29 protein-coding genes are annotated in these 24,789 nt (G+C 36.1%); 17 read left to right on the forward strand and 12 right to left on the reverse strand.

Features of this window, described 5'->3' with window-relative positions; all coding sequences use genetic code 11:
* Window positions 1–185: 185 nt before the first annotated feature.
* Window positions 186–1,292 carry a transcription termination factor NusA gene (nusA, locus tag U5B17_RS04200; protein WP_430804121.1) on the reverse strand — a complete coding sequence of 369 codons (1,107 nt, stop codon included), beginning with the start codon at window positions 1,290–1,292 and terminating at the stop codon, window positions 186–188.
* 148 nt (window positions 1,293–1,440) lie between these two features.
* On the opposite strand from nusA, the gene U5B17_RS04205 reads away from it, so the two are divergent.
* The 4 genes from U5B17_RS04205 to U5B17_RS04220 are packed head-to-tail and all read left to right on the forward strand — an operon-like array spanning window position 1,441 to window position 4,150.
* The gene (locus U5B17_RS04205) at window positions 1,441–1,683 is read left to right on the forward strand and encodes an HP0268 family nuclease (protein ID WP_430804122.1); all 243 of its coding nucleotides are present in this window, start codon (window positions 1,441–1,443) and stop codon (window positions 1,681–1,683) included.
* Entirely contained in the window at window positions 1,680–2,981 is a 1,302-nt protein-coding gene (gene miaB / locus U5B17_RS04210; protein ID WP_430804272.1) for a tRNA (N6-isopentenyl adenosine(37)-C2)-methylthiotransferase MiaB, read from the forward strand. Before U5B17_RS04205 ends, miaB begins: the two co-directional genes overlap by 4 nt.
* Window positions 2,965–3,705, forward strand: coding sequence for a lysophospholipid acyltransferase family protein (locus tag U5B17_RS04215; protein WP_430804123.1), 741 nt, complete (start codon window positions 2,965–2,967; stop codon window positions 3,703–3,705). Before miaB ends, U5B17_RS04215 begins: the two co-directional genes overlap by 17 nt.
* Window positions 3,695–4,150: a hypothetical protein gene (locus tag U5B17_RS04220; RefSeq protein WP_430804124.1), complete on the forward strand. Its 456-nt coding sequence runs from the start codon at window positions 3,695–3,697 to the stop codon at window positions 4,148–4,150. The genes U5B17_RS04215 and U5B17_RS04220 overlap by 11 nt, the downstream gene beginning before the upstream one ends.
* 51 nt (window positions 4,151–4,201) lie before the next feature.
* Here the strand turns inward: U5B17_RS04220 and U5B17_RS04225 are convergent, their stop codons facing one another.
* From U5B17_RS04225 to U5B17_RS04240, 4 genes are read right to left on the reverse strand one after another with little or no spacing between them, the layout of a single operon-like run.
* Window positions 4,202–4,387, reverse strand: a complete 186-nt coding sequence (locus U5B17_RS04225; RefSeq protein WP_430804125.1) for a hypothetical protein — start codon at window positions 4,385–4,387, stop codon at window positions 4,202–4,204.
* Between the two features lie 56 nt (window positions 4,388–4,443).
* Window positions 4,444–6,258, reverse strand: coding sequence for an ATP-dependent DNA helicase RecG (recG, locus tag U5B17_RS04230; RefSeq protein WP_430804126.1), 1,815 nt, complete (start codon window positions 6,256–6,258; stop codon window positions 4,444–4,446).
* Window positions 6,255–7,481 carry a M16 family metallopeptidase gene (locus U5B17_RS04235; protein ID WP_430804127.1) on the reverse strand — a complete coding sequence of 409 codons (1,227 nt, stop codon included), beginning with the start codon at window positions 7,479–7,481 and terminating at the stop codon, window positions 6,255–6,257. Before U5B17_RS04235 ends, recG begins: the two co-directional genes overlap by 4 nt.
* A complete protein-coding gene (locus U5B17_RS04240; RefSeq protein WP_430804128.1) occupies window positions 7,482–8,528 on the reverse strand; it encodes a dehypoxanthine futalosine cyclase in 1,047 nt (348 codons plus the stop codon). It abuts the gene before it with no gap.
* Window positions 8,529–8,670: 142 nt separating this feature from the next.
* Between U5B17_RS04240 and U5B17_RS04245 the strand changes: the two genes are divergently transcribed.
* Entirely contained in the window at window positions 8,671–9,006 is a 336-nt protein-coding gene (locus U5B17_RS04245; RefSeq protein WP_430804129.1) for a hypothetical protein, read from the forward strand.
* Between the two features lie 23 nt (window positions 9,007–9,029).
* On the opposite strand, the gene U5B17_RS04250 is transcribed toward U5B17_RS04245, so the two are convergent.
* Window positions 9,030–9,437 carry an NfeD family protein gene (locus U5B17_RS04250; RefSeq protein ID WP_430804130.1) on the reverse strand — a complete coding sequence of 136 codons (408 nt, stop codon included), beginning with the start codon at window positions 9,435–9,437 and terminating at the stop codon, window positions 9,030–9,032.
* On the reverse strand, window positions 9,434–10,348 hold the full coding sequence (locus tag U5B17_RS04255) for an SPFH domain-containing protein (protein WP_430804131.1): 915 nt from the start codon (window positions 10,346–10,348) through the stop codon (window positions 9,434–9,436). The genes U5B17_RS04250 and U5B17_RS04255 overlap by 4 nt, the downstream gene beginning before the upstream one ends.
* Before the next feature lie 67 nt (window positions 10,349–10,415).
* On the opposite strand from U5B17_RS04255, the gene U5B17_RS04260 reads away from it, so the two are divergent.
* From U5B17_RS04260 to U5B17_RS04270, 3 genes are read left to right on the forward strand one after another with little or no spacing between them, the layout of a single operon-like run.
* A complete protein-coding gene (locus U5B17_RS04260) occupies window positions 10,416–10,838 on the forward strand; it encodes a copper resistance protein NlpE N-terminal domain-containing protein (protein ID WP_430804132.1) in 423 nt (140 codons plus the stop codon).
* Window positions 10,839–10,849: 11 nt separating this feature from the next.
* Window positions 10,850–11,833 carry a hypothetical protein gene (locus U5B17_RS04265; protein ID WP_430804133.1) on the forward strand — a complete coding sequence of 328 codons (984 nt, stop codon included), beginning with the start codon at window positions 10,850–10,852 and terminating at the stop codon, window positions 11,831–11,833.
* A gap of 3 nt (window positions 11,834–11,836) precedes the next feature.
* A complete protein-coding gene (locus U5B17_RS04270) occupies window positions 11,837–13,030 on the forward strand; it encodes an MFS transporter (RefSeq protein ID WP_430804134.1) in 1,194 nt (397 codons plus the stop codon).
* 8 nt (window positions 13,031–13,038) lie between these two features.
* Here U5B17_RS04270 and U5B17_RS04275 read toward each other — a convergent pair whose 3' ends face one another.
* The gene (locus U5B17_RS04275; RefSeq protein ID WP_430804135.1) at window positions 13,039–13,527 is read right to left on the reverse strand and encodes a tetratricopeptide repeat protein; all 489 of its coding nucleotides are present in this window, start codon (window positions 13,525–13,527) and stop codon (window positions 13,039–13,041) included.
* Between the two features lie 184 nt (window positions 13,528–13,711).
* Here U5B17_RS04275 and U5B17_RS04280 point away from each other — a divergent pair, with 184 nt between their 5' ends.
* From U5B17_RS04280 to U5B17_RS04305, 6 genes are all read left to right on the forward strand, one after another.
* Entirely contained in the window at window positions 13,712–14,023 is a 312-nt protein-coding gene (locus U5B17_RS04280; protein WP_430804136.1) for a type II secretion system protein, read from the forward strand.
* Window positions 14,024–14,752 carry a tetratricopeptide repeat protein gene (locus tag U5B17_RS04285; protein WP_430804137.1) on the forward strand — a complete coding sequence of 243 codons (729 nt, stop codon included), beginning with the start codon at window positions 14,024–14,026 and terminating at the stop codon, window positions 14,750–14,752.
* Entirely contained in the window at window positions 14,752–15,267 is a 516-nt protein-coding gene (locus U5B17_RS04290; protein WP_430804139.1) for a tetratricopeptide repeat protein, read from the forward strand. The genes U5B17_RS04285 and U5B17_RS04290 overlap by 1 nt, the downstream gene beginning before the upstream one ends.
* Before the next feature lie 68 nt (window positions 15,268–15,335).
* Window positions 15,336–16,340, forward strand: a complete 1,005-nt coding sequence (locus tag U5B17_RS04295; RefSeq protein ID WP_430804140.1) for a DUF8341 domain-containing protein — start codon at window positions 15,336–15,338, stop codon at window positions 16,338–16,340.
* Window positions 16,337–16,858 carry a hypothetical protein gene (locus U5B17_RS04300; protein ID WP_430804141.1) on the forward strand — a complete coding sequence of 174 codons (522 nt, stop codon included), beginning with the start codon at window positions 16,337–16,339 and terminating at the stop codon, window positions 16,856–16,858. The genes U5B17_RS04295 and U5B17_RS04300 overlap by 4 nt, the downstream gene beginning before the upstream one ends.
* Window positions 16,851–17,384, forward strand: coding sequence for a hypothetical protein (locus U5B17_RS04305; protein WP_430804142.1), 534 nt, complete (start codon window positions 16,851–16,853; stop codon window positions 17,382–17,384). Before U5B17_RS04300 ends, U5B17_RS04305 begins: the two co-directional genes overlap by 8 nt.
* A gap of 23 nt (window positions 17,385–17,407) precedes the next feature.
* On the opposite strand, the gene U5B17_RS04310 is transcribed toward U5B17_RS04305, so the two are convergent.
* From U5B17_RS04310 to U5B17_RS04325, 4 genes are read right to left on the reverse strand one after another with little or no spacing between them, the layout of a single operon-like run.
* A complete protein-coding gene (locus U5B17_RS04310) occupies window positions 17,408–18,181 on the reverse strand; it encodes a 3'-5' exonuclease (RefSeq protein WP_430804143.1) in 774 nt (257 codons plus the stop codon).
* Entirely contained in the window at window positions 18,178–18,825 is a 648-nt protein-coding gene (rpe, locus tag U5B17_RS04315; RefSeq protein ID WP_430804144.1) for a ribulose-phosphate 3-epimerase, read from the reverse strand. The genes U5B17_RS04310 and rpe overlap by 4 nt, the downstream gene beginning before the upstream one ends.
* Window positions 18,826–18,836: 11 nt before the next feature.
* On the reverse strand, window positions 18,837–20,210 hold the full coding sequence (locus U5B17_RS04320; protein ID WP_430804145.1) for a hypothetical protein: 1,374 nt from the start codon (window positions 20,208–20,210) through the stop codon (window positions 18,837–18,839).
* Window positions 20,207–20,941, reverse strand: coding sequence for a hypothetical protein (locus tag U5B17_RS04325; RefSeq protein ID WP_430804146.1), 735 nt, complete (start codon window positions 20,939–20,941; stop codon window positions 20,207–20,209). The genes U5B17_RS04320 and U5B17_RS04325 overlap by 4 nt, the downstream gene beginning before the upstream one ends.
* Window positions 20,942–21,086: 145 nt before the next feature.
* Between U5B17_RS04325 and rpmB the strand changes: the two genes are divergently transcribed.
* The 3 genes from rpmB (at window position 21,087) to U5B17_RS04340 (ending at window position 24,764) form a co-directional block, all read left to right on the forward strand.
* Entirely contained in the window at window positions 21,087–21,278 is a 192-nt protein-coding gene (rpmB, locus tag U5B17_RS04330; protein ID WP_430804147.1) for a 50S ribosomal protein L28, read from the forward strand.
* Window positions 21,279–21,297: 19 nt separating this feature from the next.
* Window positions 21,298–22,434, forward strand: a complete 1,137-nt coding sequence (locus tag U5B17_RS04335) for a potassium channel family protein (protein ID WP_430804148.1) — start codon at window positions 21,298–21,300, stop codon at window positions 22,432–22,434.
* 248 nt (window positions 22,435–22,682) lie between these two features.
* A complete protein-coding gene (locus tag U5B17_RS04340) occupies window positions 22,683–24,764 on the forward strand; it encodes an RNA degradosome polyphosphate kinase (protein ID WP_430804149.1) in 2,082 nt (693 codons plus the stop codon).
* Window positions 24,765–24,789: the final 25 nt, after the last annotated feature.

Below are 24,789 nucleotides of genomic sequence, written 5' to 3' on the forward strand. Positions count from 1 at the left end.
TAAGCTAAGTTCTGAAATTTTATCAAAATCAATAACCCTTACTTCAAGTTTTGAGCTAGAAATTTTAACTTCCCTTCTAGCTCAAACTATAACTTTATCATATCTTTTATCGGCTAAAAGCTGAAGTAAAATTTCATGCCCAACCACGCCAGTTGCGACAACAACCAAAGCCGTTTTCGTAAATGCTACAAATCCCCAAATAAAGCTTTTAAATCACGAGTCATGCTATTGCCATCACTATTTGTTTTCGCACTGCCAGCACCAAGCTCATTTAGCTCTATCTCATAGCCAGTTAGCATACTTGCAAGGCGGATATTGATGCCTGATTTGCCGATAGCTTTGCTCTTTTGCTCACTCACAAGGCTTACTATAGCCTTTTTATCATCGATCTTTACAGAGCTAATAATGGCTGGACTCATCGCACGAGTGATAAAGATAATAGGCTCATGAGAATACTCAACCACATCGATATTTTCATTTTTTAGCTCCTTACTTACGGCATTTATACGCACGCCTTTAGTACCAACAGTAGCACCGACAGCGTCAATGCTAGGAGAAACTGACATTATCGCCACTTTTGCTCTCTCTCCAGGTATGCGCGCACTACCTTGTATGACAATGCCACCATCTTTTATCTCAGGCACCTCAGCCATTAAAAGTGCCTCAAGAAATTTAGGAGATGTGCGAGAAAGTTCTACTTTTATACCCAAATTTTTATCACTATAAACTTTTCTAATAACCGCTTTTACAACATCGCCCATCTTAAATTTTTCACCTTTTATACGGTATTTACGCGGTAAAACCGCACGAAGCTCATCTACTTCAATAAAGGTGTTTTCCTGCTCATCAACACGCACAACCGTTCCAAAAACAACATTTCCAATCATCTCTTCATATTTTTGAAAAATTTTCTCTTCAACAAGTCTTTGTATGTGAAACTCAAGCTCTTTATGAAGTGTTTGAGCGGCTGTTCTGCCTAGGTTATCAAGGCTTAGCTCATATGTAAGCTCATCTCCAACTTCCACGCTTCCATGGATCTTTCTCGCCTCACTGACACCTATAAAATGTTCATTATCCTCACTTAAACGCTCATCATCATTTGCTAATATCAAAATTTTTTGATAAAGCTTTAAATTTTTATTAGCATCAAGGCTTACATCATACTCGTAATGCTCGCCATAAACATGTCTTGCAGTGTTTATCAAAGCACGCTTTACGCGCTCTTTGACATCATCTATCTCAAGCCCTTTTTCGTTTGCTATAGACTCTATAATATCTGAAATTCTTTCCATTATCTCTCCGTTGTAACGATAAATTTTTGGGATTTAAATCGTGAAGTTCGATAATTATACAATTTTGTTACTAATAAAAAGTTTAATGTGCTTTTTATTAGCATTTTGATATACTCGCGAATTCAAAAAGTCAAAATAAGGATAAAAAATGGAGTTAAAACTTGCTAGAAACGAGATAGATGCAAAGCCAAAGACTATCTCGCTTGATAAGATAGAAGCTGCCGTAAATAAAGAGGGACAGAAAATTTTTTACTTTGATAAAGAAAATAGCCATAAACAGCTTATAGCCCTTGTTGAACACTTTGAAGAAAAGGGGCTTAGCGTATATCATAGAACGGTTAAGTACGGACTTGATGACAACGACTATATGTATGAAGTTCATATCTTATAATGGCTAAAAAACTATTTATTCAGACATTAGGCTGTGCGATGAATGTCCGCGATAGCGAGCATATCATCGCTGAGCTAAAAGACAAAGATAACTATGAGCTCACAAATGAGATGAGCGAGGCTGATCTCATACTTATAAACACCTGCTCGGTGCGTGAAAAGCCTGTGCATAAGCTTTTTAGCGAGGTTGGAGCTTTTGAAAAAGCCAAAAAAAACGATGCTAAGATCGGCGTTTGCGGATGTACGGCAAGTCACCTTGGGAGTGAAATTTTTAAGCGCGCGCCTTATGTTGATTTCGTGCTTGGCGCTAGAAATGTGAGTAAAATTTCAACTGCCATAAAAACACCAAAATTTATCTCAACCGATATAAACTACGATGAGAGCGACTACGCATTTGGCGAGTTTCGTGGCTCGCCGTATAAAAGCCATATCAACATCTCAATCGGCTGTGATAAAAAATGCACCTACTGTATCGTCCCGCACACCAGAGGCGATGAAATTTCAATCCCTGCAAATCTCATAGTAAAAGAGGCGCAAAGAGCCGCTCAAAGCGGTGCGAGCGAGATCTTCTTACTTGGTCAAAATGTAAATAACTATGGAAAAAGGTTTTCAAACGCGCACGAAAAAATGGACTTTTCAGATCTTTTGGTAAGGCTTAGCGAGATCGATGGCATTGAGCGTATCCGATTTACTAGCCCACATCCGCTTCATATGGATGATAAATTTCTTGAAATTTTTGCTAATAATCCTAAAATTTGCAAATCCATGCATATGCCACTTCAAAGTGGAAACACAAAGGTTTTGCGCGAAATGAAGCGCGGATACACTAAAGAGTGGTTTTTAGACCGAGCGCAAAAACTTCGCTCACTTTGTCCCGATGTAAGCATCTCAACCGACATCATAGTAGCCTTTCCTGGTGAGAGCGATGAGGAGTTTGAGGATACGATGGATGTGATAGAAAAGGTGAGATTTGAGCAAATTTTTAGCTTTAAATACTCTCCTAGACCACTTACAAAAGCGGCTGAATTTGCAAATCAAGTCCCAGAAAACATCGCCAGCACACGCCTAACACACCTGCAAAATCGCCATAATGAAATTTTAGATGAGATAGTTGCAACACAAAATGGAAAAATACATGAAGTATATTTTGAAGAGCTTCGTGCAAACGGCGGTGTAGCTGGGCGTAGCTTTAATAACTTCTTAGTTCAAGTTCAAGGCAGTGAAGAGCTACTTGGCAAGACTCTAAAAGTTCGCATTGATAATCCAAAGCGCATGGTGCTTTATGGTAAGTTGGTTTAAAAATTTTAAGCTAAATTGCGCTGCAATTGCGATAAATGCGCTGATTTGGCTTATATTTTTAACTTGCAAAAAAACTTATACAAATACTAAACTTCCGCAAGATGGTTGTGTCGTTGTCTTTTGGCACGGACGACTAGCCTTTATGAGCTTTGCATACTTAAGATACTGGAGTAAAGACTTTGGTGGTAAAAAAGCTGGCAAGGTCATCATAAGTGATCACAGAGACGGCGAGCTAATAACAAAAATCATAAAATTTTTTGGTATCGGCACTATCCGCGGAAGTAGCTCAAGAGGCGGTGCAAAGGCGCTCATCGAGGCACTTCGTGAGATAAAAAATGGCACTGATGTCATTATCACACCAGATGGCCCACGCGGACCAAGACATAGCGTAGCCGATGGAGCGGTCGTAATAGCGCAAAAAACAGGGCGTGAAATTTACGCGCTAAACTACGAAGCAAGCTCATTTTGGGAGCTAAAAAGCTGGGATAAGATGATAATCCCAAAACCATTTTGCACTATAAATTTCAGCCTATCAAAGCCATTTAGTGTGGCCGATATGTCACAAGATGATGCAAAAGAGCTCATTCAAAATAAGCTGTGGCTGGCTAGCGAGCAAGATGGCGGAAGAAGTGTAGAACAAAATAAAAGTGACTTTGTGGCAAACCTTAAAATTTGGTGGGCTAAAAAAGCAAAGAAGCAAAACGAGCAAAGCAATGAGAGCTAAAAATTTAGCACTTATTTTAGGCATATCGATTGTTTTGCTATTTTCGTTTTTCTTTGCGACTGATGGCTCATACCAGCTAAGTTTTAAAGCAAGATTTTACGAAAGTATCGGAAACTACGAGCAAGCCTTACAACTAAGCAAAGAGGCACTTAGTATTGATGCATATAACAAGATGGCAACCGCAACACACGCAAATGCTACGAACTCACTAAAATTTGTAGCCTACATATCCCAAGGCAACGAATATCTAAGTAAAATTCGTACAATGAGCGATAAAGGCGTAAGCAAGGCAGATAGAGAGCGGATAAAAATCATGTGCGAGATCATGATCGATGATTTTGTAACTCTTACAAGTGTTTACACAAGAGATGATGAGCTGCGTCAAAACACCAAAGATATGTATGAAAATTTTCTAAAGCTAAAAAGTGAACTTTTTAAGGATTAAGCTTTCGTGAAGTCTCATAAAGCTCCCAAGCATCAACTACCTTTACAGGGCTTAGCCTGCAAGAAGTCGCTTGTTTGGCTCAGTTTTTACCCTTGGTAAAATTTTACCGCCAACTTGCATGCAATATCTAGCTGTGGGATCTTCTAGTTTTGTTAGACGCTCCTCTAGACTCTTTTTTGCACAACCTGCAAAAATCACACACGCTATACAAAGCAAGAAAATTTTTATATTTTTCATTTTTTATCCTTTTATTAACGAGCAATAAAAAGAGCAATTAAGTAACTTCATGCATTTTAGACATAGCTTAATTTTTGCGCCCTATCCTTTGCTGCAAGGGTTATCTCTTCTTCATAATCATAATACTCAAATGTCGCCCCATGCTGCACACTACCGTTTAATATATCGCCGCTTTGGCGGTTTTTTAAGTCAAGTTCGGCTATCTTAAAACCATCAATCGTTGCAGCAAATTCAGTAAGTCTTGCAGGGATGGCTTTAAGTTTTGTGTATAAAAAACAATACCCCTCACCGCCGTTTCTACCCACACGACCGCGCAACTGATGAAGAGTAGCAAGTCCAAGCCGTTCAGCTCCAACAATTAATATCGTACTAAGCCGCGGCAAAGATATACCTACCTCAACGATCGTAGTAGCAAGTAAAATTTCACCCTCATCACGAAATTTAGCCAAAATTTCCTCTTTATTTTTATCTTTTCCATGCGTTATAAAGACATTTTTAAAATTTTTAAGCCAAAACTCGCTTGCCTCGCTCAGGCTTTGATAGTTAAAATTCTCACTACTTTCAACAAGCGGATAGACGATGATGGCTTGCCTACCGTTTGTTATCTCTGAGCGCAAATGGCTTAAAAACGACAAAAAGTCTGCATTTTTAATGACTTGCGTCCTTATATGCTTTTTAAAAGGGATTTCTCGTAAAAAGCTATAACTTACCAAAGATGAGTTAATAAGCGTCAGAGTGCGAGGTATAGGTGTAGCTGAAAACTGAACAAAAGTGGCCATACGGTCGCCATCTTTTACAAGCTCTTCTATCTTTGCGCGCTGTGCCGAGCCAAAACGATGTTGCTCATCAACCATAACAAGTGGTGCTTTTGGTAAATCGGTATAAAGCAAAACATGGGTGCCGATTATCAAATTTGCGCTATCTAAGTCAGAATTTTTTTCACCACTCTTTAACAAAACAACATGCATAAACTTTGGCAGCAGTCGCACAGCCTCGCTATAAAGCTGCTCAGCCAAAATACTTGTTGGAGCCATCAAGACAGCTTTTTGCGGATAAACGCTAAGAGCGCCAGCAAGCATAACGATAGTCTTTCCGCTACCAACATCTCCCATCACCACTCGCCGTACAGCGTGATTGTTTTTTAAGTCTGCCCTTATATCGCAAATAGCTGAAATTTGGTCATTTGTTGGACTAAATGGCAAATTTTTTAACCACTGCTCAATCTTAAAAAGATCTACTTTTTGATTTTTATAAACCAGTTTTTTTGAATTTAGTTTTTTTATATAGTTAAAAATTTCTACAAATTTCAAAACACTCGTATCAAGCTCGCCACTTCTTAGATTCTCAAGCAACAAAACGGCATTTTCATCACCGCCTTGAAGCGATAAAAGATATGAAATTTCTAAGCCATTTAGTCCTTCATCTATTAAATTTTGCTCATTTATATATTTTGCGATAATTTTTGACAGCTTCTCATCTTTCATATCTCGACGAAATTTTGGAGTGATAGTGCCAGTTTTTGTGATGATTTTTGGATTTGTAAGCTGCCAAGCTCCGTAAGCATAGGCGCAAGTACCGCTTAAAATAAGCTCTTTATGTGGCTTAAAGGCACCATAGTGCCAGCTCTTTGCGTGAAATATAACTATCTTTATTTCACACTCCCAAGCCTTGCAAAAAGCACTAGCTACAAGCATGCCACCATTTGCACGCCGCAATGATGAAATTTCAGCCTCAACGCAAACCATACCTTGTCTTGGGCTTTGCGTAAGAAAACTGCTTTCAAAATTTTTTGGCAGACAAAGCGCTAGGTCAAGCAGGCTAAAGATCCCAATACTTGCTAGCTCCTCACGGTCTTTTGGCTCAAATTTCATTTTCCATCAAAAAGCACACAAAAGCTTAGCTTGCCTATCTCGCTGTGTGATGAGATAAAGCCATTTAGCTCATCTTGTGTTAGTTGCTCTATATTTTTAAGCTCTTGGATAAATGAGCCAAGCTTTTCGCCCCTATAAAACTCATCTTGAGCTATATTTAAACGCTTAAAAAGCGTTTCTAAACGCAATGGTAATGAGCCAAGTAAAAATTTCTTTGCCTGTAAAAGTTCAGATTTACTTACGCCATTTTTAATAAATTTCTCAAATTCTGCCCTTACTACGCTTATCGCCTCATCCTTGCTCTCATTTTTAGTTTGTAAATATCCAAAAACTTGCGTACTAGAAAGACTATAAATTCCTCTAGCATAAGCCGCATAAGCAAGACCGCGCTTGACGCGAATTTCCTCCATTATACGCGATCCAAAGCCACTTTCTCCAAGCACAAACATCGCGACACTAGCCTTAAATCTCTCATCTTTAGCAACATTAAACGGTGAACCAAAGTAGATATAAGCTTGCTCACTTTGCTTTGTAATAATGCTAGTTTCGCACTTATCGCTCATTTTGTAAATTTCAAGTTCACGCTTAGAGCCAATCTCAAGCGCGCTTAAGGCACTCTTTAACTCATTAAGTTCATCTACTTTTACATCTCCACCAAAAACTATAAATAAATTTGAAAGATCCATATGCAAACTCAAAAACTCACTTATATCTTTTAGTGAAATGTCCTGTAAACTCTTGCTTGTACCAATAGTTGGCTCAGCCAAATTTGTACCATCATAAAGCATTTTGTAAAGCCCACATCTTGCTATATAGTCGTTGTCATTTTGGTTATTTGAGATCTCACCAAGCGTGATAGTTTTGCATTTAGCAAGGCACTCATCAGTTAAATTTGGGTCGCGAAGCAACTTTGCTAGCGAACTTAGCGCAAAAGAAAAATGCTCTTTTAAACAGCTAATATCGATCCCAAATGTCTCAAATCCAGCACTAACATCAAGGCTTATCGCCCTGCTCTCAAGCTCTCTAGCAAAAGCTACTGAGCCCATTGTTTTCGTGCCTTCATTTAGCATATTTGCAGCCAACCTAGCAAGTCCTGACTTTTTATTTTTGCACGCACCAGCCACTTTAAAAACAAGCTTTAAATTTGCCACTTCAAGCGAATTTGAACTTTCAAAAACAACTGGAATTTCTATATTTTTTACATTTAAATTTAAAATTTTCATCTAAAATCTTTCTAAAATATCATAGTTTGTATTGCGCTTTGCTGGCTTCTCGCCAACATCTCGTATCAGATCTATCATCTGAGCCTGATTCATTCTAAAGGCTGCACCAGCCGCTTTTACGACATTTTCTTCCATCATAGTACTACCAAGATCGTTTGCACCAAATTTAAGTGCCAACTGACCAACATAGCTACCCTGCGTAACCCAACTACTTTGAATATTTAAAAAGTTATCTAAAAAAAGTCTTGATACAGCTAGCAGGCGTAAGTAACGGTTTGAGCTTTGCTTAGAAATTTCAGGATGTTTTGCCATAAGCTTTGTATTTAGTCCCTGAAAACTCCAAAGTATAAACGCACGAAAACCACCTGTTTCATCTTGTAAATTTCTAATATGATCCCAATGCTCAACTATCTCTCGCGTAGTCTCAACAGTCCCAAACATCATGGTTGCTGTAGTTTTTATATCAAGCTTATGTGCTTGCCTGTGTATATCTAGCCAAACAGCAGTATCGCACTTTTTTGGAGCTATGATGTCGCGCACCCTATCACTTAAAATTTCAGCCCCGGCACCTGGCATCGAGTAAAGCCCTTTATCTTTTAGGCGCCTTAAAACCTCTGTTACTGAAATTTTAGAAACTCTTGCTATATAATCTATCTCAACCGCAGAAAATCCATGTATAGTTATGCTTGGATAGTTTTTTGTGATAAACTCCACAAGTTCCTCATACCACTCTATCTTTAATCTTGGGTGTACTCCACCTTGAAACAAAATTTGTGTCCCACCTATCTCTATAAGCTCCTCTATCTTTTTACCGATCTCCTCAAAGCTAAGAACATAGGCATCTTCCTCTTTTGCATGACGATAAAATGCACAAAACTCGCAATCCACCCAGCAAACATTTGTGTAGTTTATATTTCTATCAACGATAAATGTCGTAGTGCCATCAGGATGTAGCTGCTTTTTTCTATCATAAGCCATGGCACCAAGCTCGTGAAGCGGCGCATTTTCTATAAGACCAACCGCTTGCTCTATACTAAGTCTATTCAAAATTTTCCTTTTACTTTTTATATAAGTTTAGCAAAAAATGCTTTAAAATTTTAGAAAACATCAAATATGTTTAAAAATTTTTAAACATATTATAGGTAAAATTATCCAATGGCTTTGCCATAAATAAATCTAAAGGATAGATATGAAAAAGTTTGCTTTAAGCGTTTGTGCTATTTTATTTATCGCTGGTTGTGCCACATCTCATCAGACTCATATGCACCATGAGATGAACGCTACTAACGCTAGCTGTGGTTGCAAAAAAGGACATCATCACCATCATATGCACGAAGCTATGATACCTATTCCAAATGATGCGACCCATAAAGATGTAAAAGCTGGCACACCTATACCAAACGATGCAACACATAAAAATTTAAAAGCTATGCCACATGACAAAAATCACGCTCATATCAAGCCAGGACAAAAAATGCCTTGCGACATGGCTCATCAAAATGCTGGACTTTGCACAGTAAAGTAAGATAAAACTAGCCCAAATTTGGGCTAGTTTTTTATAATAACTTCATTGCCTTTTGTGCCTAAAATTTCTACCTTATCTCCGTTTTTTAAATCCAAATTCGGATCAAAATGCCAAAAAGTACCCTTAAAATAGACCATATTTTCTCGCACTTCCCCAACCCCACTTTGAGTTAGAAACTCAGCTTCAAAACTCTCTTTTGGCTTTATCAAACCAAGCATTCTTTTTCTAAACAAAAAAGCAAAAACAACTGCCAAAATCAGAGAATAAAGCAAGCCAAAATACCAAGCAAAGTCTCCAAATATCACACTTATGACGCCAGTTACAAAAAATCCTATACCGCAAAAAAGTAGGTAAAAAGATCCAAATGCAAAAATTTCAGCCACGCTCAAAACAGCACCGATAGCCATCAAAACATAACCGCTAATCATCATTTTTTAGAGCCTAAAAATTCTTTTAAAACACTCATAGAGCCTATCATCTCGCTAGCTTCATAAGGGGCTAAAATTTTATCCTTTGAACTATTTTTAGCAAGCTCATTAAACGCCGAAACTCTATCCTTAGCAAGCAAAAACTCAGCAGCCTTTGCGTTACTAGCCATACTAGCGTTTATCATATCCATAGCCTCTTTTTGGGCTGTTGCAAGGGCTATTTGCTCATATTTTTTAGCATCAGCCATACGCTCTATCGCCTCAGCCTGAAGTACCTTTTCTTGTTTATTTGCCTCTGCATTTCGTATAAGTGCCGCCTTATCAGCCTCAGCTTTTAGCTCTATTGCACGCTTTTCACGCTCTGCTTTCATCTGCATATTCATAGCTTCCTCTATGCCAGCAGGAACTGAAATTTCAGAAATTTCCACACGCATTATCTTTACACCCCAGTTATTTGCAGCATCGCCTAAAGCTACCTGAAGTGCCGCATTTAAACGATCTCTTGAGCTTAAAGTATCATCAAGATTCATTGCTCCTATCTCGCCACGAAGCGTTGTCATGGCTAAATTTCCGATAGCTCGCTTATAACTTTCAACATTATAAAGCGCCATTTTGCCATCAACAACCTTTAAAAAGACGACACCATCTACACTGATATTAACATTATCTTTAGTGATAACTTGCTGCTTTGTTATATCAACAAGCTGCTCTCTTATAGTTATAATCTCTCTAATGCGGTCAATAAACGGGATAATGATGTGAAAACCCCCATCAAGAACACTGTGAAATTTACCTAGTCGCTCGACGATTAAGATATCAGACTGAGAAACTATCTTTATAGCACTTTTTAAAAAAACTATGAGCAAGATCACCAAAACTACCAAAAATATGACAACTGACTCATCTACTTGCATTTTACTTCCTTATTATAAAATTTTTGTTATCATATCACAAATTTTCATCTTTTAAAAGGAATTTAAAATGAAACCAACCGTCAAAATGTCGCTTACATTTTTTGCATTATTATTTGCAGGATGCGCAATAAGCTCACCTGAGCCAAAAATTTGTGATACAAACGGTAAATGCTTAAGTCAAAATGCCTTTGTTGTAGGAACTTATAAAGCCACACTTGCTTGTGCTGATTGCAGTGGTATAGACGCTATTTTGGTACTCACAGAAGATAAAAAATTTAACCTTGAATACGCTTATCAAACTTCAGATAATGAAAAAGAGCAACAAAGTGGAGTCTATGAGATAAAAAATGACATTTTAACCACTACAAATCTTTACAAAGAGCAGCAAAAATTTAAGATAAAAAATAATGAATTAATCCCTTTAGACAGTAATGAAGAAAGTTTAGATAATATGCAAAATAGTAAAAATAGCTATAAACGCGTAAAATAGTATGTAAAATAATGCGTAAAATTTTACTTATTTTTATATTTTTTTCATTTTCTAATGCTCAAAATTTAATAAAACAAGACTTGAATATGCCTATTCGTCCAGCTAAAATTTCAAAAAATGATGAGCTAAAAAGTTATAAATTCAGATACTTTGGAAGCTATATAAATATCGAAACTAGCGAGCTTTTAACCATAAAAGAAGATGATATATTTATCCTTGAAAACTTAAAAACTGCTCAACAAGAAAGTGGAGTATTTAAACATAAGATGAATGAAATTTTTTTAAATAGTAAAAATTTTACAGCCCATAAAGATCACATTGCCTCTAAAAACGATGGAATTTACACAAAACTTGACCTAGTAAAAGATGTAAAAGGATATAAAAATGAAAGCAAAACCATCATATTTACCCCATTTAATGACAAGGCGATAATTTTTATAACCAAAAATGATGGCGAAATTTTAGAAAAAGAGCTTGAATTTAGAGATGGTATTTACTATTTTAAAGATGATAAATTTCTATTTTTAAAACAAAAAGCTTTCGTTAAAAATGTCAGCTTCACAGCCTTTGATGTAACTTGGACGATAAGTAAAGGCTCAGTAGGAAAACTAAGTATAAACTCAAGCCATCAAGATATCATCAAAATTTTTGGTGCAAAAAACATAAAGCGAAATAAAGAACAAAAAGATGTTGCAAGCTATGATATCTACAACGCAAACTCAAAAATTTTAAGTTATACTATATTTAATAATAAAATTTCAACCATAAAAACACAAAATAAAAATTTTAAAACCACAAAACACATAGGAGTAGGCTCTAGCTTTAATGAGCTAAAAAACGCCTACAAAATAGAACAAACTTTTATAAATAAAGATAAAATTTTTATCAAGATAGATCCTGAAAATATTATATTTGAGCTAGAAAACACTAGCAAAAACTCAAAACATATCCCACTAGATGCAAAAATAAAAAGCATTACTATAAACTGGCTATAACAAATGAACGCATACATAAATTTACTAAAAACAAATAAAAATTTTATGCTTATAAGCATTATACAGCTTATTTGCTACTTTGGTGCATGGTTTTCGCATACTGGTATTTTTACAATGCTTATCGAGCTAAAAGCTCCTGTTTGGGCTATAACCATAAGTGCAGCCATGGCTTTTGTGCCGGGCATTATTTTAGCTCCATTTAGCGGAGTTTTAATCGATCGCTTTAAAGCAAAACCCATGCTTATAGTGATGATACTTTTTGAAGCCATAAGCGTTTTGATGCTTGTTTTTATTGACACTCTTGAACTTTTATGGTTGCTTTTAACACTGATATTTTTGCGTATGGGAGTTGGCGGGATATACTTTCAAGTTGAAATGAGCTTGCTACCAAAAATTCTTACAAAAAGTGAGCTAAAACTTGCAAATGAGATACACTCTATAATTTGGGCAGTATCTTATAGTGCGGGTATGGGTCTTGCTGGCTTTTACATACATTTTTTCGGTGTAAAAAGCGCATTTGTGTTTGATTTTGTGCTTTATTTGTTTGGATTTTGGCTACTTTTAAAGCTAGATATCGCAAATATCACCACAAATTTACACCAATCAGCCTTTAAAATGCTAACCGAAGGCTTTACCTACATAAAGCAAAACCACCTTATTTTACACCTTATCTTGCTTCATGCATTTGTCGGTATAACTGCCTATGATGCACTCATAGCACTTTTAGCCGATAATACATATAAAGGAATTTTAAGCACAGCACTGGTTATCGGGCTTACAAACGCCTCTCGTGCGCTTGCTTTGATGTTTGCTCCGATGTTTTTGAGTAAATTTATAAACAATCAAAATGTTTATCTTTTTTATATAGGTCATGGGGTTGGCATAATAATCTGGGCAATCTTGCAACAAAATTTTTATCTTGGTTTTATCGGTATGTTTTGTGCTGGTTTTTTTACCTCTACACTTTGGAGCTATACATATACGCTAGTTCAGCAGCACTGTGATGAGAAATTTTATGGTAGAGTTATCGCTTATAATGATATGTTTTTCTTGGGCGTAAGTGCGGCTATTTCAGTTGGCATAGGTACACTTTTTGAACTTGGATTTTCACTTTTTAGCATTACGATTTTTATGGGTTTACTCTTTTTTGCTGGAGCGATATACTTTAAGGCAGTTAAAAACCGCTACCAACTTTAGGGCTAAATCTATCTTGCGCAAGCTTCATTCACGCCACCAATGCAAGCTTTGGTAAAATACTCCACAGCCTTATCCTTCTCGCCTTGCGATAGATAAAACTCCCCGAGACTTAAATTTGCAAGCATCTCGCCAGCTTGTGCTGATAGTTTGTAATATCGCACCGCTTTTTTGTAATCTTTTTTTGTCCCCATACCATTTTCATACATATATCCAGCCATACGAAGTGCCTTTGCATTTGCATTAAATCCAGCCAGTTTAAAGTAATGAAGCGCTGCCGCATAGTCACGACTACTCGCATAGCCCTTGATATTATAAACACCCATCATATACATAGCTTCATCATTTCCGTTATCAGCCTTATGTTTAAAGATATTAAGCGCGCTCACATATTTTTTATCTTTATGAAATTTAAATGCCTCTTTTAGCTCGGCTATTTTTGGATCAGTTTGTTCTAAAATATCTTCTTGCGCAAAATCATTTTGGGTTTTTTGAATCATAAAACAGCCAGAAAAAATTAACAAAAAGATAAAAATAATAAAATTTTTCATCACAAACCTTACTAAAATTTGGTAAATTTTATCTAAAAAATCTTAAATCAATAGAATTTAAAAGCAAATTTAAGATAAAAATGATATTAACTCAATATAATTATAAAAAACAATTTCACCCAAAGGAACAAAAATGGATAGAATTGCACTTTTAACACAACTTGGCTACAACAACGACGAAGTAAATTTGTCAAAACTTGAGAGAATTTTTAATAATACCGATGGACTGACCGTACAAAGCGTCATAGCATTAAACGACCATCTAAAGCCACATCTTTGCTTTGTTGCTATGAGCGGTTCAGTCGATAGGCTAAAGATAAAAAATATAGCCACTATTGCTGAGATAAAGAGTGCGGTTGATGAGATTATCACAAAATGGGCTGAGAAAAATAAGCTAAGCCTTGAAAAAGTAAATGAAAAAACTTACTATATTTTAGGAAAATAGATGAAAAAAATTTTAACCATTTTTATATTTTTACTATTTAGCGGATGCTCTTTGACAAATGTCTATGATGCAAGAACAAAGCAAATTCCAAGCACTACATCAAGCAAACAAACATCATCAGAGCATGAGACAGATGAGCCCTCAAAAGAGCCTCAACCAGAGCAAAATTTTACCCAAGACAAACAACCTATAGATAAAATAGAAATATCACGCAATGCAGTTACGCTACTCTTACCACAGTGCGAGCAAGGCGATATGAAAGCCTGCAATGACCTTGGGGTAAATTATGAATTTTTAAGCGAAGATGAGTTAGCTTTTCAAGCCTACAAAAAATCATGTGATGGTGCTGTTGAGATAGGTTGCGCCAACCTTGGAAATATGCATGAAAATGGCAAAGGAACAAAAAAGGACCCAGAAAAAGCCATAGATATCTATAAAACATCTTGCAACAACGGAGGCTCACTATCTTGCTATAATTTAGCAAATATCTACCGTAAGGGCGAATATGTCAAACAAGACTACTATGAGGCACACAAGGCGTATAAAAATGCTTGTGATCTTGGCGACATAACAAGCTGTGCAAGCATCGGTTCGATGTATGAGCTAGGACTTGGTGTTACAAAAGATGAAGCAAGAGCACATGGAATTTATAAAGTTGCTTGCTACCGTGGTCTTGAGCGTGCTTGCTCTCATATGAAGCGGCTTGGGATAAAGCTAGGCATTAGATAATGAAAATTAAGTTTATAGCTACTCTATTTTGTCTCATTGCCTTTAGTGGGTGTTCATGGCAAAGCATTTTGACATTTGGGCTTATAAAAAGTGATGAGGAAATTTTAGAAGAAAAGACTAAACTAGAGCTAAAACAAAACGAGCAAAAATGCGCAGATGAGCGCGACAGCGTGATTTGCAATAATGTAGCTGTCGCTCATTCAAGCCTTAAAAATTTTGAGCTAGCTGCAAAATTTTATGCACTATCTTGCGAGCTTGGACTGGCTACTGCTTGCTCAAATTTAGGACAAATTTATGAACATGGCTTGATAGATGAGAAAAAAGATAGCCAAAAAGCACTTGCTTATTATAAGCTTGGTTGTGCTAGCAGCGATGGCGTTGGGTGTTATAATCAAGCGATATTAGTTTATGCACAAGATAGGCAAAATTTTAACCAAGCCATTGATCTTTTTAAAAAAAGTTGCGAGCTTGAATATAAACAAGCATGTGTTTTACTTGAAAATTTGGACAAATAATGGTTAAATTTAATTCTTTTTAATGCGTTTTTGGATAATATAAACAAATTTTTAACCTTTGGAGCGGTATGGCTTTTTCTATTCGTAGGCTATTTTCTAACCTTTTTCTAAGCGTTGTGATAGAGGGGACGGAGTGCGTATTTTATGGGCGTGTCTTTAAAAATGGCAAGGTCATAAAAACCCTAAACGCAAAATTTACAGACATAGATCCATACAATATTGACGACAAAGTAAAGCTATATGTACAACGCCAAGAAGATAGCTTTTATGCAGTATATATCGCACTTTTTTATAATGATAGCTTTCAAGGCGCGCTTCCAACGCTAAAAATGGATGAATTTAAAAAATTTAACATAAAAAATGATGGAGTAACAAGCCTTGGTATAGCTGATGAATTTAGCATTTATGCTGATATTTTAGGTATCTCAAAAGCTCGTGATACCTTTGGCAAACAAAGCATAGACTTGCTTTACTCACCAATAGCCCTACTTTACACACAGCTTTTAAAGCGTGGAATTTCTGAAAAAACTACACTTTATATCTATAACCATCAAGATAGCGCAGCTATAGCCATCGTAAGCGATCAAAAGCTAAAATTCGCAACATTTTACAAAATAGACAAGATAGATCAGCAAACGCCAACTGAAATTTTTAAAGAGGAGAAGATTTCAGACATCGAAGATCTAATCATAAAAGAAGAGGAGGAGATAAATTCTCTTGATGACTTCAAAAATCTTGATGAGCTTTTTGATGATGGATTTAAGCAAGAGGAATTTGAGGATCTAAACTACGACATAAATATGCCTGCTTCAAGCGATGTGGCAGTCTCTGTTACTATATTTGGTAAAGATATGAATATGTTTAAATATATCACCTCAGCAATAAAGGAATTTTACAAGAACCCACTTTACAATGGCTCATTTGTCGAACAAGTCATTATATTTGATAACGCTAAAACAAGTGCAACATTTTTACAATACCTACAAGCTGAGCTTTTAGTAGAGACTGCGGTATATCCAGTTGATACCTTGCATATCATGAATGACCTTATGTATGAAGAGTTGCAGCTATGAGTTACAGTTTTATAAAACCTGAGTTAAGACCTATACTAAGCACCTTTAGCCGACTTTGGCTATTTTTAATAGGCGTTCTTTTTGCCCTACTTGTTGTGCTAAATTTTTTCATTATATATAAAAATTACGATATAGCACAACGCATACAAAACTATACATCTGAACAGACTAGGCTTACTCAAGAAAGCAATCATATAGACGAACTAGATGCGAATTTGACTGCTAAAATAGAGGCGGCAAAAGGAATTTATAGCTCAAACAACCTTTTAAAACAAAGCCTTCACAACCTTTATGACCTAGTGCCAGACAGCATAACTTTAGAAGAGGTGACTATGGATAGAGCATCGCTTATAATAAGAGGCATAACACCCACAAAAGATGTCTTCAACCAACTTTTAGCCTCTCCACTAAGATCGATATTTACAACTTCAAATACAAGCTTTTATCAAATCAAAAATGGCTGGTACGGCTTTGTTAGTACAAACAAGTTAGAAAAATCAGAGGGTTATAATGAGTAAAAGAGATACGAGCCTAGAAAAGATAGACCTTGTAAAGCTTTTGCTTTTTATACTTGCTTTTATCATTATATGCTTTATTATGATATTTGGCTTTATTATACCAAATATCAAGGAATATCGCAAACTAACACAACAAAATAGCTCCGTTATGAGCGCTTACTCAAAAGTAAAACGTATTCATGATGAAAAAAGCAAAGAGTTAGAGGGGCTAAAAGAGGAAAATGTCTTTATCATCAAATCTTATGATACGATGTTTGACCAAACAAAATTTATCCAGTTTGCATCTAAATTTTTTGATAATGTAAAGCTTACGCCCATCCCAGATGCAAGCAGTGCGCATGAGTTTTTCTTGTATGAGTTAAGCGTTGTGACCTCTATAAAAACACCACAAAAATTTTATGACTTTTTAGAAGCCTTAAAGCAGTATGAAAGCATAATAAAAGCTGAGTTTCCTATACAAATGAAAGGTGAAGGTGAAAAAATTCTCACTACTTTTAACATTAAAGTTTATGGTCAGAAAAAGTAAATCAAACTAGTGCTTTATCTTCATTACAAACAGTTTTTTATACGCAAATTTGGAGCTGTTTTGCTAAATTTTATAAGATTTTCGGCATATTTTACATTTTGTGGCAAAAGAGAAAGTGAAATTTTAAATATTTCAGCAGCAGACAAAGCGTCGCTAAGGGCCCTGTGATGCTCACTTTGTATGTTAAATTTATCCTTTAAAACACTAAGTCCATAGCGCTCTGACGCTATGGTGCGCCTTGCTAGCTCGATCGTGCAAAGCTTCCTGTTTAAAAGCGTACCAAATCCGCACTCCTTCATAGATTTTGCCACAAATCCATAATCAAAATTTACATTATGCGCCACAAAGATAGCATTCCCCAAAAAAAGACGAAACCGCTCCATTACAGCCCTAAGACTTGGAGCATCAACAAGATCAAGCGTGCTTATACCAGTTAACTCTGTGATATTTTCAGGGACTTCTGGCGCAAAGATAAAGCTTGAAAAACGAGCTGTTTCAATACCGTTTCTTAGCTTCACAGCTCCAAGCTCGATAATCTGACCATGAGCAACTCCACCGGTACTTTCTATATCTACCACGCAAAATTCCTGCTCACATATAGGACGAAGCCTTGTTTTTAACTCTACTTTTCCTGCAAATTTTTCAACATCAAGCCCAAGTATACGCCACATATTAATATCACTCACATCAAAAAGCTCATCAAGTTCATTAATGCGCGATGCTTTTTGAATAAATTCTTCGTACCCTAGGTCTTTGTTTGCAAGAAGTGAAAGTAAATTTTCAAATGAGTTTTTCAAAACTCAAGCTTTATCGCGCGGATCGCCTCCGCATAAGAATTTGATGAAAAGATATAGTTTCCAGCTACAAGTATATCAGCGCCAGCTTCTTCAAGTTCAGGAGCGTTTAGTCCATTGACTCCACCATCAACCTCTATAAGGCACTTTGCATTTTTAGTATCTATCAGCGCTCTTAACTGTCTTATCTTATCTAGCACGCTAGGCATAAAACTTTGTCCGCCAAAACCTGGATTTACACTCATCAAAAGTACCATATCTACTTCATTTATGATGTATTCAAGGCTTGAAACTGGAGTGTGTGGGTTTAAGACTATGCCAGGACTTACCCCATTTTTGCGTATATGATCGATTAGCCGTAAAGGGTGTTTTTCCTCTTCTATATGAAATGTTAAAAATTTAGGCTTTAATGGCAAAAAAAGATCCGCAAAAAATGTGTTATTTTGAACCATTAGATGTATATCTAGTGGCTTTGTTGCCACTTTTGCAACAGCATTTACCACAACTGGTCCGATAGTTAAATTTGGTACAAAATGCCCATCCATAACATCAACATGAACCAAATCCGCCCCAGCCTCACAAATAGCCTCTATCTCAGCACGCAAATTTCCAAAATCAGCCGACAAAATACTCGGTGCTATGTACATTATCTTCCTTTTTATCTACTTAAAAATATCACACCAAGCTCATCATCTGCACTTTTTATCGTGGAAAGTGCACCCTTGGTTTTATCATCATAAAAGAAATTTTGTATAAAAATCCTAGGCATACAAAGCTTGGCTTTTATCCCTTTTGACATCAAAAAGTATAAAATTTTGTCCGTTATTATACTGAAAATTTTTGCATAAGAGCTAACGATAGAACTTTTTTCACTAGAATTTTCACCAAAAAAACCACAAATAGTCTGCATCTTTTCTAGTTTTATGCCAACCAATAACCGCATGCCAAGCTCTTCATAAAATACAGCACAGCCAAAAACCATCTCACTTTCAAAAACTGGCAAGGTCGATATTTTAGTATTTGCCAAAGATACTTGATCTTTATAAAACGGTACAAATACATTAGCTACTGTACTCATAACAGATGGCAAAATGTCGATGATATTTTTAGTCACATTTCTAACTAAAAACTCATGTGTATCGTTTTTTGAGCGATAAAGAATGGCGTCATCATTAAAAAAATCACCAATATTTTGATAAAGTAAAATTCCAGACGAATACAAACTCATCACAAGCTCAATCGACATATTTTGCTCTTTTACGCCACAAATACAAACTAATCCACCATACTGGTAGGTATTTTTCGCAAGTTTTATCACAAAATTTGCACCGTGAGCATTAAGCCCTACTGACATATTTACCCAAAACACAAAATACTCATATCCACAAATAAGCAGCTGTTCATGATAAGTGGTGTCAAATTTATTAATAAATTCAGTGTCTATCATACCATTTATCTTATAGATAACGACTTCATCTTTAAAGCAGACTTTAAAATCAAGATGCCCCATAGTAAGGTGCGTAGTTGAGTCTACAATATATTTTGCATTTTTACTTTTAGCTAAAAACTCATCTCTATCGGAACATGAACCAAACTCATATCCAAGCTCACTAAGCCTTGAGGCAACAAATTCTCGCTGCTCGATACGATCATTATAAAGCAAAATTTCTCCACTTTTTACATCATAAAATTTTTGCGAATAAAAAAGTCTAGCCAAGTCTTCACTGGCAAAAAGTGAGAAATTTATAAACTTTGCACAGCTTTTTATAAGAAAATCGTGCATAATCCCGTCATAATCACAAATAGCCACGCTTATATCGTGCTGTTTGGCTAAATTTTTTAACTTATCGATTATAAAAGTCATCCAGCCAGGAGAAAACAGCACAACTTCTTTTAGTGAGAGCAGCATACATTTTGTATTTTTAGCAACAATAAGCGCTACATCCTCATCATCTAGCCAGTCATCATTTGCAAGATCTAAAAATCCAACAGGCCTAAGCACCACAATGCCATCTGAATATGTAAATTTCATTGCAGTGCCCTTTTAAAAAGTACCGCATCTTGCAAGCTAGGTTTTTTACTAAAACTTAAAATTTTAGTTAAATTAGAATTTACATACTCTGGTTTGCTAAATCTATAAAAAAGCAACATCTTTAAATACTGCAAAATTTCACCATTTTTTTTAGCATCAAAACCGGCTAGAGAGCAAATAACTTCAAAAATATCAATATCGTATAAATTTTTAAAGGCGTCATAGTAGTTCATATCAGAAAGTGCTAGTATCTGATCAAGCTTTTCTGCCTCTTTTTCAAAGGCACATTCAAACATAAAAATTATTACAAATGTATAACAAATAAGATTTAAATTTATCTGATCATATTTGCCTAAAAATGTAAGAATATTTTTCCACTCCAAAAGAAGTTTTGCATTTATTTCAACGAGTTTTATCGCACTAAGAGTTATTATATTTCTATTTTTAGGTATCTTTAACAACACACAATAAAGCACAACAATAGCACTCATTATCTGCTTATCCATGCTATTCATAAGCACTATGGGATTGCCATTTTGCGCTATAATATCACCAAAATCAGCCGAGCGAAGAACAGCCAAGAAAAAGGCAACGAAATTTTTATCTTTGGTTACAAAATCTGAAAAACTATCTAAATTCTCCTGATTTAAAGTGCTACTATATCTATTTATATTATCAGAAATTTTAGACAACCCTGCAATTATTTGCTCTATATCTTTTTTATCCAGCATACTCGCTCAAACTTTTTTGATAATTTATGCCGCATTTTATCTTTTATTTGATAAAAAATCAACTATGTAAATTTTATATATTTAAGCGTTTTTTTTGGTTTATTTCGCTATCATCAGCCAAAAATTTTGTTTTTAAGGAATATATATGTCAAGAAGATGCGATATAACAGGTAAAGGCGTTATGGTAGGCAACAATGTAAGCCACGCCAACAACAAAACTAAAAGAAGATTTTTGCCAAATCTTAGAACTATCCGTGTAACGCTAGAAGATGGTAGCACAATAAGAGTGAAAGTAGCCGCTTCAACTCTAAGAACAATGAAAAAACAGTCAAAATAAGGCATAAAAAGAGGAATTTATGGCTTTTTTAACAAGGCTAAAAAAATTCCTCCAATGGCAAAGCACAAGCAAGCCAGAAATAAATCTCAACACAGAACTCTACGAACAGCTAAGACCATTTAGATTACCGCTTATTTCAGTTGTTTTAATGATGCTCTTTGGCACATTAGGTTACATCTTCACAAGTAACTTTACGCTTATGGATGCTGTCTATCAAGCTGGGATGACATTTACAACCGTCGGTTTTACCGAAGTTTCAGAGATAACGACGGCTGGTAGAATTTTTACTATCGTATTTATCTTACTAGGATTTTTAACATTTACCTTCTCTATAGGTATCTTGGTAGAAGTCTTAAAAAAGGGCGCGCTTATTAGCGTCTTAAAGGAAAGACACATGCTTTATAAGATTGCAAGATTAAAAAATCACTTCGTTATTTGTTATCACAATCTCTATACGATCGAGCTTAGTCAGCAATTTCGCGAAAATCACATACCCTTTGTAGTTATTGACGACAGAGATGACATAGCCGAACTAGCTGAAAAACACCGCTATCCGTACTTTATCAAAGCCGAGCCGCATACTCAAACAGCCTTTTTAAAGGCTCATCTTTCAAGCGCAAAAGGGCTAATAACTTTAAGCTCAAATATCGCTGATAATATCGCTTTAATAGCTTCAGTTAGGCTATATGAAAAAGAGCTTAAAAGGGATAAATACAAGCCATATTTTGTGATGTCAAACTCTGATAATGAAAGCGATACTGAGCGACTGAAAAAGCTTGGTGCAAATAGTGTTGTAAGTCCATCAAAGCTTGTTGCCCAACGCCTTAGTGCTATCAGCGTGCGTCCAGATATGGAAAATTTGCTCGAGCAATTTTTATATAAAAAAGACTCGCCTATTGACATAGAGGAAATTTTGGTTCCAGAATACTCTTGGGTAAGGTTTAAAAGACTAAAAGAGACAAGGCTTCGAGAGATAACAAATGCTGATGTTGTGGGTATTTCAGACGCAAATGGCAAATTCACAGCTATGCCAAACGGCGAGACACTGATAGGTACAGGAACAAGACTTTTGGTTATAGGAACAGCTGCTGGTATTCGCTTAACAAAAAAAGTTATAAAGAGTAAATACAAACCAGACGAAGCAAAATATGTCTAATACTTAAGAGCCTTGATAAAATAATATTTTTATCAAAATCCAAAAGGTCTGCTTAAAAAGAGACCTTTTTTAGTATCGCAAAAACCACGACACAAACTATAAAAATTCCAACAAGCAAGGCATAGTCACTCATGAAAACCTCATTTTTTATTAAAACTATGCTATTTTATCTAAATTTATCATTTTTTGCAAAATTTTCTTATATTTTTAGTGCTTTTTAGATAAAATGAAAATAAAAAGGATAAAATATGGCTCAAAGCCTATTTATAAACAGAGAACTTAGCTGGCTTCGCTTTAACAGCAGAGTTTTGGCTCAATGTGAGAAAAATTTGCCCCTTTTAGAAAGACTAAAATTCCTAGCGATCTACTCGACAAATCTTGATGAGTTTTATATGATTCGTATTGCTGGGTTAAAACAGCTTTTTGCCGCTGGTATCACCGCAAGTGGTAGCGATGAGCTAAGCCCACTAGAGCAACTTAGAGAAATTCGGCGCTACTTGCACGAAGAGCAGTTAAAAGTCGAGCAAATTTATAAACAAACAAAGACCGAGCTTGAACATTCTGGACTTTTTATAAAAGATTATAACGAAGTTACAGATACACTAAAATCAAAATGTGATGAATACTTTTTCTCAAATGTCTTACCAGTTATTGTCCCTATAGCAGTTGATGCCACCCATCCGTTTCCGCACCTAAATAACCTGAGCTTTTCACTTGCGGTAAAATTAGCCGATAACACACATCCAGAAATTTTAAAATATGGCATGATACGAATTTCGCGTGCTTTACCTCGGTTTTTTCAAGCTAGTGAAAATGTCTATGTACCAATTCACACAATAGTAGAGCGTCATGCGGAAGAAATTTTCCCAGGCTACAAATTACTAAGCTCGTGTGCTTTTAGGATTACAAGAAATGCTGACATCGTTATCGAAGAAGAGGAAGCAGATGATTTCATGATGATGCTAGAACAGGGCTTAAAACTGCGAAGAAAAGGGGCTTTTGTGCGTATGCAAATCGCTCAAAATGCAGATGAGGATATACTTGAGTTTTTAAACTCACACATGAAAATTTTCCATAAAGATATCTACTTTTCAAATATCCCACTAACCCTAAACGCCCTTTGGCAAATAGCCTCCAACAAGGACTTTAGCCACCTTAGCCTACCGCCTTATGTACCCAAAACTCTTCCGCCGTTTGGTGAAAATATCAGTATGTTTGATGCGATAGACAAAGAAGACGCCCTGCTTTTACACCCCTATGAAAGCTTTGATCCTGTGGTAAAATTTATCAAAGAAGCCAGCAAAGATCCAAAAGTTATCTCTATACGCATGACACTTTACAGGGTTGATAAAAACTCACCTATTATACAAAGCCTCATAGACGCAGCAAGCGATGGCAAGCAAGTAACAGTAATGGTTGAGCTTAAAGCACGCTTTGATGAAGAGAACAACTTGCACTGGGCAAAGGCACTTGAGGAAGCTGGAGCGCATGTGATTTATGGCATAACTGGCTTTAAAGTGCATGCGAAAGTAAGCCAAGTTATACGCCAAGTCGGAGACAAACTAAGGTTTTATATGCATATTGGCACTGGCAACTATAACAGTAGCTCGGCAAAAATTTATACCGATGCTAGTTTATTTACAAGTAGCGAGGAGTTTGCTAATGATACGACAACCTTTTTTCACATCCTCTCAGGATACAACAAAAACCGTCGCTTACAAACCATGAGTATGTCTCCGCTCCAAATAAAAGAGCGTATCATAGAAAAAATTCGCACCGAAGCCTCCAAAGGTAAAGATGGTAGAATAATCGCAAAAATGAACGCTTTAGTTGATTCAGAGCTTATAACAGAGCTAAGCATAGCTTCGAATGCCGGTGTTCAAATAGATCTTCTTGTGCGTGGAATTTGCTGCCTTAGACCTGGTGTAGCTGGCAAAAGCGAAAATATCAAAGTCCGCTCAATAGTAGGCAAATATTTAGAACACTCTCGTATATTTTACTTCAAACATGCAGAGCCAAAAATTTATATATCAAGTGCCGACTGGATGCCAAGAAACCTGGAGCGCCGACTAGAGCTCATGAGTCCTATACTTGATAAACGATTACAAGAACGACTTTTAGAGTTTTTAGAACTACAGTTAAGTGACAATGAGCTTGCTTTTGAGCTAAACGAAAATGGTGAATACATAAAGGTAAAAAGTGATGGCAAAAGTATAAATAACCATGAAATTTTAGAAAACTATATGGGGAAAATTTACAAATCGCTCAAAAAAGATACCGACAAAGCTAAAGCCGATCTGGTCGCCACAAATTTCTTAAAAGAGAGTTAAAACTGGCGGGAGTTTCCCGTCAGCT

Origin of the sequence: Campylobacter australis (assembly GCF_050586305.1) — a bacterium.
GTDB lineage: Bacteria > Campylobacterota > Campylobacteria > Campylobacterales > Campylobacteraceae > Campylobacter_A.